The 10245-nt window shown below is 29.4% G+C and carries 11 protein-coding genes; 5 read left to right on the top strand and 6 right to left on the bottom strand.

Annotated elements, in window-relative coordinates:
- Window positions 1-240 precede the first annotated feature (240 nt).
- Both QZZ48_RS11900 and QZZ48_RS11895 read left to right on the top strand, forming a co-directional pair.
- Window positions 241-417 (top strand): hypothetical protein, encoded by a 177-nt coding sequence (locus QZZ48_RS11900; RefSeq protein WP_294966106.1) that lies wholly within the window; start codon window positions 241-243, stop codon window positions 415-417.
- Between the two features lie 13 nt (window positions 418-430).
- Window positions 431-967: an AraC family transcriptional regulator gene (locus tag QZZ48_RS11895; protein ID WP_294966104.1), complete on the top strand. Its 537-nt coding sequence runs from the start codon at window positions 431-433 to the stop codon at window positions 965-967.
- Here QZZ48_RS11895 and QZZ48_RS11890 read toward each other — a convergent pair.
- The 4 genes from QZZ48_RS11890 to dnaJ form a co-directional block, all read right to left on the bottom strand.
- Entirely contained in the window at window positions 957-2021 is a 1065-nt protein-coding gene (locus QZZ48_RS11890; RefSeq protein WP_294966101.1) for a transglutaminase-like cysteine peptidase, read from the bottom strand. The genes QZZ48_RS11895 and QZZ48_RS11890 overlap by 11 nt on opposite strands.
- Window positions 2018-2245 carry a DUF350 domain-containing protein gene (locus QZZ48_RS11885; RefSeq protein ID WP_294966098.1) on the bottom strand — a complete coding sequence of 76 codons (228 nt, stop codon included), beginning with the start codon at window positions 2243-2245 and terminating at the stop codon, window positions 2018-2020. Before QZZ48_RS11885 ends, QZZ48_RS11890 begins: the two co-directional genes overlap by 4 nt.
- Window positions 2246-2289: 44 nt before the next feature.
- Window positions 2290-3096: an arylamine N-acetyltransferase gene (locus QZZ48_RS11880; protein WP_294966095.1), complete on the bottom strand. Its 807-nt coding sequence runs from the start codon at window positions 3094-3096 to the stop codon at window positions 2290-2292.
- Between the two features lie 113 nt (window positions 3097-3209).
- Window positions 3210-4340, bottom strand: coding sequence for a molecular chaperone DnaJ (gene dnaJ / locus QZZ48_RS11875; protein WP_294966093.1), 1131 nt, complete (start codon window positions 4338-4340; stop codon window positions 3210-3212).
- A gap of 72 nt (window positions 4341-4412) precedes the next feature.
- Between dnaJ and QZZ48_RS11870 the strand changes: the two genes are divergently transcribed.
- Genes QZZ48_RS11870 through QZZ48_RS11860 form a run of 3 tightly spaced genes read left to right on the top strand, consistent with a single transcriptional unit; the run spans window position 4413 to window position 6982 of the window.
- A complete protein-coding gene (locus QZZ48_RS11870) occupies window positions 4413-5507 on the top strand; it encodes an MltA domain-containing protein (protein WP_294966090.1) in 1095 nt (364 codons plus the stop codon).
- On the top strand, window positions 5507-6076 hold the full coding sequence (recR, locus tag QZZ48_RS11865; RefSeq protein ID WP_294966087.1) for a recombination mediator RecR: 570 nt from the start codon (window positions 5507-5509) through the stop codon (window positions 6074-6076). Before QZZ48_RS11870 ends, recR begins: the two co-directional genes overlap by 1 nt.
- A 3-nt stretch (window positions 6077-6079) precedes the next feature.
- Complete coding sequence (locus QZZ48_RS11860) at window positions 6080-6982, top strand: phospholipase A (RefSeq protein WP_294966084.1); 903 nt, start codon at window positions 6080-6082, stop codon at window positions 6980-6982.
- 10 nt (window positions 6983-6992) lie between these two features.
- Here QZZ48_RS11860 and QZZ48_RS11855 read toward each other — a convergent pair whose 3' ends face one another.
- Window positions 6993-8102: a DNA-processing protein DprA gene (locus QZZ48_RS11855; RefSeq protein ID WP_294966081.1), complete on the bottom strand. Its 1110-nt coding sequence runs from the start codon at window positions 8100-8102 to the stop codon at window positions 6993-6995.
- Window positions 8092-10101, bottom strand: a complete 2010-nt coding sequence (locus QZZ48_RS11850) for a RecQ family ATP-dependent DNA helicase (protein ID WP_294966078.1) — start codon at window positions 10099-10101, stop codon at window positions 8092-8094. The genes QZZ48_RS11855 and QZZ48_RS11850 overlap by 11 nt, the downstream gene beginning before the upstream one ends.
- Window positions 10102-10245 lie beyond the last annotated feature (144 nt).

Here is a 10245-nt window from a genome sequence, read left to right as displayed (position 1 = left end):
GGATTTGAAACTCTTTTATAAAATTCTAGAGCTTTATCAATAAGAGTTTTATCTTTTTGATTTTTTTGAAGAAGACTTAAACCATAAAGATATAAAAGTGAACTAACCCATATAATTACAGCAAGTAAATGAAACGATAGTAAAATATAATATGTCATATAAACTCCTATGTATTTTGTTTTGTATGATACACTTCTTTTGAAATTATCATATGGTATTTTACGAATAAAGGTCTAACGAATGACGAATAATTTTCAATTTCCTATATCTATGTTTTTTATGATGAGTGCTTTTTTAGAAAATAAATATAACTTAGATATAAAAGATTTTCTCAAAGAGTCTAATATATCAGAATCTCTTATTTCAACTCAAAATTCAGTGATTAATACACTTATTTTCTATATTGCATCTTATTAACAACATTATTCCGGTGAATATTAAGCCACTAAAAATACATCTAGTCCAAGAAAAACCATCTTTTAATCTAAAAGATTCAAAGATAGTTGGGATTAAAACATATTTTAATCAAGAAGAAAATGCTATTTATTTTGATAAGAGTATTGAAGGTATACAAACATTATCAGCAAATGAACAATTGTTAAAAATATTTGAAAAAGAAGCTGAAGAAACCTTAGGTTTTAAGCTCTCTCAAGATGATTTTAAAGAAAAGATTTCTAGTCTTATTTTAGTATCTTCAACTCAACTTGATATTTCACTAAACAACATTGCAAGTAAAACAGGCTTAAGTTCAAGAGTTTTACAAATGAGGCTAAAAGAGGAGGGCACAACTTTTTCTAAGCTATTACTTGAGGTTAGAAAGAAACTAAGTATTTATTATCTTTGTAAAGAGATGGATTTGCATACAATATCTTTGAATCTTGGATATATTGATTTGAGTTCTTTTTTTAGAGCCTTTAAAAAATGGTATGGAGTAACTCCTAGTGAGTATAAGACTCTTAAAGTTTAATAAGTGACTTTTGTATGTGTAAATCTTGAGCATTTACATTTATCCAAAACTCTTGTGTCTTAAAACCTTTTTTTACAATCTTTACATAGTAGCTTTGAGTGCGTAATGGTATCCCTTGGTAAAACTCTTTTTTTATATCCATTATCTTTATCTCTGCATCTAAAGGTGTAATATCTATAAATAGTTTATGAGTTTTCAAGTCAGGATAATATGAATCATATGCTATAAACTTTCCACTCTTTATCCACATTTTGCCTGCGTACTTTGTAGTTTTATCTGAGCCTGTATTTGTCCAAATATCTTCTCTATTAAACATCTGAGTTGGAAAATAGTTAGTTAAGGTGGAAGCTAAAGGAAGTAAGTTCCACTTTTGTTTTCTTGTTGCTTCTAAAATATACTCTTTGTTATCTTGAAACAAAATAACCCAAGCATGACCACCAACTGGCTGAGATCTAAACTTAACTGTTCCTATTGCAACTCTTGCATCGTAACCTTGTCCTATAAGCCAGTCAGCTAATGTTATGGCATGATCTTCACAATCACCTCTGAGATTTATGAAAGACTCTTTAGAAGTCTGCCAAACCTCAGGTCTTTTGTTGTAGATAACATCATCTTTTTTGTACTTAAAATATAGTCTCAATACCTCTAATGGTTGCCAGACAGATTCAGTTTTATAAGGAACATAACCGTTTAGATAAGCATTTACAAAGTAGTATTCTGATGAGGTTGAAGGAGCTGCAAAGGCATATCTTTGTTTTTTAGATGAATTCCATCCAAGTATAGAGTTGTAATGTTTATCTTTATATATTTGATTATTAAGTTTTAAAAAATTATTATCATATAGATTGTGTACTTTGCCATTTTTTGGAGACTCAAAGTCATAAGCATTCTGGTTTTTCAATACAAAAGTAGGTATAAATACTTTTTTCTTTGTAGGTAGTTCTAGTTTTTTATCTTCTTTTTTATGTTTATCTTTTGTATCAATAATCTCTTGAACAAGATAGTATATCATCGCATTGATAAGTATAAAAAATATAAAAAGGTCTCTTATCAATGAATACCCATACCAACTATAATAGCGATGAAAAGCATAATAGATGAGGCAAATATAGCAGCTGCAATGTTGCCATTTTTGATTTCAGTTTGTAACTCTATATTTTTAAGTAGTATCTTGTCAATTGCTAGTAAAAGTATGACACTAAATACTAAAGTAACGAGTGTAAAAGCTAGGTTTAGCCCTAGTGTAAGGTATGTAGCACTTAAATATTCTGCTTGCATTAATCTCTCCATTGTTTTGTATCAAAATAATACAGTTTTAAATATTAAGCTTTTATATAGTTTTTATGAAAAAATGCGATTTCATTTGCCGTGAATTTAGAATTTAAATCATTTTTTAATAACTCTTCTAATTGTTCACAACTTCTAATCTCTATCTCTTTTGTACCTTGCTTATTAATCTTAAAATATTTTTCATTTACAAGAGAGTGAATCACATCCTCTTCAATCAAGGAAATTACAAAATTATTGACAAACACTGCATTGGGATTTTTATATGAATAAAAATTTCCTATTTCAAAATCAGATTCATAACATTTGTTTAAATCAAATTTTGTAGCATTAAAGGGTTTGCCTTTTTGCATTAATTGCATTGAACATATTTTATCTTCAAGCTCAACAATCTTATACTCAACTCCCAAATGACTTACACTAGAAGTGTTTCCAAGCTTAATGGGAACACTAGGAGTACGAAAACCAATGCCGACATCTATAAGGTACTTTTCTCCTTGAAAATCTAACAAAGTAAATCTATGAGTTTGAGCTGGTATATTTTGAGTATTATTGATAACTCTTGCTAGATAATGAGTAACATCAAATCCTAACTCTTTTAAAACTTCATACATAAGTTTATTGTGCTCAAAGCAATAACCACCTCTTTTTTTTAAAACAATATTTTCATAAATATTATTTAAATCTAAAGATATTTCTTCTTTTAGTAAGACTCTTAAACTAGAAAAAGAAAAAGTTCTAAGATGAGCTTTTATTAACTTAGTGATATCTTTTAGTGTTTTAATCTCATAATTTATATTTAATTCATTTAAGTAATTTATTAGTATTTCTTGATTTTGCATTTATATTTCTCCATTTTATATATTGAGTATAACACAAGAATAATTTATAAAAGAGGATAATAAGAGTAGTTGAGAGTATAAGAAAAAAAAGAGTTTGGGGACGAAAAAACTGGTTATGAGAACCAGTTTTTCATTTTGTCGATTGCAGAGTCTAAAACACCTTCGTGAGGTTTTGACTCGATGCCAAAAGAATCTTGTAGTTTAGTAAGAAGTTCTTTTTGTTCATCATTTAGTTTTTTAGGATAAGTGATGTTTACTTGAGCGATTAAGTTTCCTTTACCGTGTCCGTGAACATCTTCTATACCTTCACCTCTAAATGTAAAGTGTTGTTTATCTTTTGTTCCAACATCAAGCTTAAGTTCTAAGTCACCAGTAAGTGATGGAATAGTTAGACTCTCACCTGAAACAGCTTGAGTGAAAAATACTGGAATAGCGATATAAACGTCATTTCCTTCTCTTTGAAAGTGCTTATCTGGTTTTACGCTAAATGTAACATATAAGTCACCACGTGAACCTTTCTTACCGATATTACCTTTGCCTGATACTCTTAGACGATTTCCGTCATCGATACCTTTAGGAATTTTAATACTTACAGTTTCTCTTGTTTCATCATAACCATTTCCACGACAACTAGTACACTTGTCTGAAGCAGAACTACCTGTACCGTTACAAACTGGACAAGTTTGAGAAAAAGTCATAAAACCTTGTTTTATATAGACTTGACCTTGACCTTTACACTGAGCACAAGTTGATAGTTTGCCATTTTTAGCTCCACTACCCTTACAAGGCTTACAAGCTTTTTTGTAAGTAAATTCAACTTCTTTTTCACAGCCAAATATTGCTTCGTTGAAAGAAAGGTACATATCAACATTCATATCAAGTGGATATTTTTCCATATCTGCAGGGTTTTGACGACGACTACCACCGCCTCCTCCAAATCCACTAAACATATCTTCAAACATTGAACCTAAATCGTCGAAACCACCAGATGAACGACGACCACCGCCACCGCCCATACCTTGAAGTCCTTCTTTACCATAACGGTCATAAACACTTCTTTGTTTCTCATCACTTAGACATTGGTATGCTTCGTTACATAGCTTGAACTTATGCTCTGCATCTGAATCACCAGCATTTTTATCTGGATGATATTTTTTTGCCATAGTTCTGTAGGCTTTTTTGATACTTGCTTTATCAGCACTTTGTGACACTTCTAATATTTCGTAATAGCTTAAATCTTGCATAGTAGTAATACACCTGAAAAATATTTTTCGCAATTATATCGTTTTAAATTTAATATCAGTATAATTCTTTTTATGACAAAAAATATAATACTTATTCTTAGCATTTCTATAGTTTTTTTAGGCTGTTCTAAAGAGCCAAAAATTCTAATGCCACAGATGCCACAAACACTTTTAACACAAGTGGATTTCGATGAACTTCCTAACTGGAATAATGAAAAATATGAAGAGGCAATTAGCTCATTTGTAAACAGTTGTCAAAGTACTAAAACTAAGAAAATATACTCTGATTTATGTACAAAAGCACAACAAGCCAAAGACGCCCAAATATTCCTAGAAAATAGTTTTGATGTTTATAAAATACAACACTCACAGAGTAGACCTCAAGGACTTTTGACTGGTTATTATGAACCAAGTTTAAGAGGTTCACTAATCAAAAAAGAACCATATATATACCCAATATATAATGCCCCAAAAGATCTTATAACAGTTGATCTCAGTAGCATCTATCCTGAACTTAAAAACTTTAGACTTAGAGGTCGCATTGAGGGTAAAAAGTTAGTTCCTTATTATACAAGACAAGAGTCAAATTCAGAAGCCTTAGATGCAGACATTATCTGTTATACAGACTCTAAAATCGATCTTTTTTTCTTAGAAGTTCAAGGTTCTGGAAGAGTAAACTTAGATACAGGAGAGACACTCTTTATTGGTTTTTCTAATCAAAATGGGCATAAATATAAATCTATTGGAAAGTATTTGATAGATATTGGTGAGGTGTCAAAAGAAGATATGTCACTTCAAAGTATTAGAAAATGGTTTAAAGAAAATCCACAAAGAGTAGATGAAGTTTTATATTACAATGATTCTTTAGTCTTTTTTGATGAGAGAAATCACGCAGCATCTGGATCACTTGGAGTTGTCTTAACCCCTGAGCGTTCGGTGGCAGTAGATAGAAACTTCATTCCTTTAGGGAGTATGTTGTTTTTAGATGCTAAAATAAATAATCAAAATGAAAGTAGGATAGTAATGGCAGAAGATACAGGCGGTGCTATAAAAGGTTCTGTGAGAGCTGATATGTTTTTTGGCTCTTCTTATGAGGCAGAGCAGAGTGCAGGCATGCTAAAAGCACCTTTAAATCTTTGGATATTTTTACCAAAAGGTCTTAACTAGTGCACGGCTCTTTAGATAAGTTCAATCGTCTCGTAGATGCCCTTCAAGAACTCCCGACTATTGGTAAAAAATCTGCAACAAGACTCGCATACCATATGGTTATAAAAGATAGTTATGTAGGTATGAAGATTTCTCATACTATCGAGGCGGCCTTAGGTTCTGTGAAAAAATGTACTATCTGTGGTGGTATGAGTGAAGATGAACTCTGTTTTATCTGCTCAGACGAGAGACGAGATGCTACAGTCTTATGTATTATTGAAAATGCCAAAGATATTCTTCTCTTAGAAGAAAATGGACTTTTTGATGGTAAATACTTTGTTCTTGATTCTTTAGAAGAGTTGAGTATTTCGCATCTTATAAAGATTGTTGAAGGCGGAGTAAATGAGATAATTTTTGCACTTACACCTTCCATATCAAATGACGCTGTCATTCTTTACATAGAAGATAAACTTATTGGACATAAAGTTAATTTTTCAAAAATTGCTCAAGGTGTCCCTACTGGTGTTAGTTTAGAAAATATTGATATTTTATCTCTAACAAGAGCCTTAGAAGATAGAGTTAAGGTTTAGTAAATGAGATGTTTATTTTTACTTTTATTTACTTTCACAGCCCTTTTTTCTGCTGATGTTAGTAATGATAAGAGCCAAGAGCTTGACAAGTACGAAGTATATGAAATAGAAGATGCCCAAGCAAAAAAAAGTATGACAAAGTGGTTAGATAGTGATTATGGACTTAAACCACATAAAACAAATTTTTTGCTTCCTTACTCTTATAGAAAGGGTGATTACAAGTCTTATGTAAAAACTGATGAGTATATAAACAAAGAAGCCCAGATGCAAGTTAGTCTAAAGCTATATTTAGGGACGAGTTTACTTGGCTTAAATGAGAGTTACTATATAGCTTATACTCATACTGCCTTTTGGCAGATATATGCAGACTCATCTCCATTTAGAGAGACTAACTATAATCCTGAAGGTTTTGTAGTTTTTCCAGTTTTAAATAAAGATTCTGTTTTTAATATGAAGTCTATAAAACTAGGTTTAGCTCATATTTCAAATGGTCAGGGAAACAATGATGATGTTGTTTATTCTAGTGATGAAGTTGATCCTGGAAATCGTTCAAGAAGTCTTAACTATATATACTCTGAGTTTGCATTTCAACACGACACGCTTTTAACTGAGTTAACATTAATGTCAGATTTTCCAGGCTCTTCTGCTACTGATAATCCTGATATCATGAACTATCGTGGATATACATCAGTAAAGTTTAATTATTTCACAGGCAAGCATATGTTCACACTTATGGGAAGAGGAAATATAGCTACGGGATATGGAGCAGTTGAATCTACTTGCTCATATCCACTAATAGATGACGCATACTTTTATGTGAAAGTTTTTAGTGGTTATGGTGAGAGTCTTATTAATTATGATAACTCTATAACAAAATATTCTATAGGTTTTAGCTTTTCAAGATAAATTTATATATTTAACTTGTACCAAATAAGTTTAATTGTGTGCTTTCATTTTTATATATAAATACATTAGAACTGCCTTTTTTCTCTTTCTTAACGAAAGGTAGTTCATTTAAGTATATTGAAAATTTTCTTGTATCAATATCATAGTTTATTTTTTCTTTAATTTGTTTAGCTGTTAATGCCATACCTTTGATTGCATATTTGATTTTCTCATCAAGTGAAATTTCATCTATTTGATTTGTTTTAATTAAATCACCACCCATATTAACAGCTTTTCCACCTTTCAATATTAGTAAATCATTAGCATTATTTTCATCATTATTTGGATTTCTAATATATATTGTTCTCTCTGCTTTTAAGCCTTCTAAAACACCTGACCAAGTTCCACCTTTACTATCAGATTCAGCTACGTATATCTCTTTTGATAATCCATAAATATATTTATTCCTTCCCATAGCAAGACCTACACTCCAACCAGCTTTTGGAAAAAAAGTACTTAGTATTAATAAATTACCTTCGACAATATGCTTATAATATTTTTTCATACCACTTGAAAAAGTTAAAATCCCTTGTGGTAAGACTAATATGCTATGGCCATCAGCTTTAATACTTTCATCTAGCGCTGTTTGGTCAACACCTTTTGCCCCACCACTAACAACACACTTATATTCTTTAGTAGCATTTATTGCAATATTTTTTGTAAATTCCAATGATGTATGACCTGCTTTCCTTGAACCAACAATTGCAATAGTAGCATCATTTAAAAGACTTTTATTTCCTTTAATATATATAAGTGGTGGAGCAAATTTCAATTTTAAATTATCTTTTAAAGTTTTTGGATAATCGCTTGAATTAAACGGTATTAGTTCATATCCTTGACTAAGCATATCTTCAAGTAAAAAAGAATAGTTTGGCAACTCTTTTCTGGCTTGCTCTAAATCATTTATTTCTTTATTATCAAGTTTAAATATTTCAATCCATTCATCATGTGATAGACTAAAAAATTCTTCAAATGTAATTTTTTGATTATGTATAATTCTAACAATTAACTTATTTGTTTTTAATGTTGTCCATCTTGGCATATGTGCAAATAGTATCCAATAAACTAAATCAGTTTGCAATATCGCCTCCTACAGTTTTCGCTATTACTAGAGGTGCTATAATTTTTGCACCTTTGTTTGTAAGCATTTTGCCTATCTCTTTAATGGTAGCTCCACTATCAAATATATCATCTATTAGTAAAATTGATTTGTTTATTATATCAATATTTATGTCAAAAGCATCTTTTATGTTTTCAGTTTTTAATGCTCCAATTTGAAATATTTTTTGTTCTTTAGTATCTCTAATTTTAACCAATGGAGTAATAGGAAGTTTTAGAGTCATTGCTAGTTTATTTGCAAAGTTCTCTACTAGTTTTCCAGATTTAGTTGGAGGAACAAATAAAACTAAATCAAATTTTTGATCTTTAAAAGTTTTTCCAAATGCTCTAAGAGTTTGTTTTAATAATATGTTTGGGAAATTACCACCATCTTTATATTTACATTTATTGATGATTGTTCCAACATTTGAGAAACCATAATAAGATGATGCTATACCATTTATCAAGTTTGTTTTAGTAGTTTCAACTTCTAAAATTGGAAAAAAATTATCTTGAAATTGTTTTATTTTTTCTTTATCATTTTTACTCATTGAAAATTGATTTTTATTATTCGAACAACTATCGCATATTTCACAACTGTTTGAATTACTATCTCCTAAATAATTACATAAATAAAGCATTTTACATTTATTTGTATTTATATATTTAAGCATTTTCTTAAACTTTTCTAATCTATGATTTCTCAAATTTTCAAATACTGTCGTATCAAGCTGTGATGCATTATATTTATATTCATATTTTTTATTGCTTCCATATTTTACTTCTATAATGATTTTTTGGTCTAATAAATCTGCTTTAATTGTTCTAACTTGTGTTTGTTTTAAATTTGTTGCTTTCATTAGATTTTTCTCACCTAATGGTTCTTCTTTTAAAGCACTAATAACTTTTTCATATTTTTTAACTGATGGTCTAGCTCCATTTATAAAGCTAAGAGGCAAAGCTGTATCTTTTACGTTAAATAATAAAAAAATCTCAGCAGTTTTTCCATCTCTTCCTGCTCTTCCAATTTCTTGGTAATAATGTATTAGTGATTGTGTTATTTGAGTATGAATTATAAATCGTATATTTGACTTATCAATACCCATTCCTAAAGCATTTGTAGCAATCACTGCTTTATATTTGTCATTCATCCATTCTTTCTCTATACCTTTCTTTATATCTCCATCCATTTTGCCATGATAAAAAATTGTATTTAGCTTTTCAGATTCTAACCATTTTGAATAAATTTCTGTATTTATAGTCGTACCAGTATAAACCAAACCATTACCACTAACATTTTTTAAATAACTTAACATCCAAGCCATTTTATCTTCTTCATTTTCTACATGTATTACATTTAGTTTTAAATTTTCACGTAGTAAATCACCTCTAATAATTTCAATATTATTACCAATCTGTTCTTTTATATCTTCTGAAACACTTAATGTAGCTGTTGCTGTTGTAGCTAAAACTGGTATATTTGAGGGTAATACTTGCATTAACTTTATAATTCTTCTAAAATCTGGTCTAAATTCATGTCCCCAAGTTGATATGCAATGAGCTTCATCAATAACAATAAAAGAAATATTCATTTTAGATACTGCATTTTGCCATGATGCACTTGCTAACCTTTCTGGTGTTATATATAAAATTTTTAATTCATTGTTTATTGCTTTTTCTATAATTAAATCATTTCTTTCATTAGTCTCTTGACTATTTATAAGGTCAGCTTTAATCCCTTTTTCATCTAAAGATTTTATTTGGTCTCTCATTAAAGCAAAAAAAAAAAAAAAAATTATTGTTAAGCCATCAAATTGAGTAGCTGGGAATTGAAATGTTAAAGATTTTCCAAATCCAGTTTTTTCAATTAATAAAACTCTTTTCTTTTGAAGTACTCTATCTATAGTTTTCCATTGGTCATCAAAAAAATTATCAAATCCAAAAATATTTTTTAGTTTAAGTTCTGCTTCTTCTCTTTTCATCTATCACCTTTATTCAAAAATATTAACAATTTATAGATATTATAGTTTATTTATCTTAAGTTAATTATTTAAAATAACTAAAACATGTTTTATATAATTATAATTATTTTAATAAGTAAGTTGTGAATTATTAAAGTATTAATA

This window comes from Sulfurimonas sp., from assembly GCF_016744025.1.
GTDB lineage: Bacteria > Campylobacterota > Campylobacteria > Campylobacterales > Sulfurimonadaceae > Sulfurimonas.
This window is presented reverse-complemented; position numbering and strand designations above follow the sequence as displayed.

Coding starts and splice junctions, on each gene's coding strand:
- QZZ48_RS11900 (WP_294966106.1), top strand. CDS start 241: ATGACGAATAATTTTCAATTTCCTATATCTATGTTTTTTATGATGAGT.
- QZZ48_RS11885 (WP_294966098.1), bottom strand. CDS start 2,245: ATGCAAGCAGAATATTTAAGTGCTACATACCTTACACTAGGGCTAAAC.
- QZZ48_RS11880 (WP_294966095.1), bottom strand. CDS start 3,096: ATGCAAAATCAAGAAATACTAATAAATTACTTAAATGAATTAAATATA.
- dnaJ (WP_294966093.1), bottom strand. CDS start 4,340: ATGCAAGATTTAAGCTATTACGAAATATTAGAAGTGTCACAAAGTGCT.
- QZZ48_RS11870 (WP_294966090.1), top strand. CDS start 4,413: ATGACAAAAAATATAATACTTATTCTTAGCATTTCTATAGTTTTTTTA.
- QZZ48_RS11860 (WP_294966084.1), top strand. CDS start 6,080: ATGAGATGTTTATTTTTACTTTTATTTACTTTCACAGCCCTTTTTTCT.
- QZZ48_RS11850 (WP_294966078.1), bottom strand. CDS start 10,101: ATGAAAAGAGAAGAAGCAGAACTTAAACTAAAAAATATTTTTGGATTT.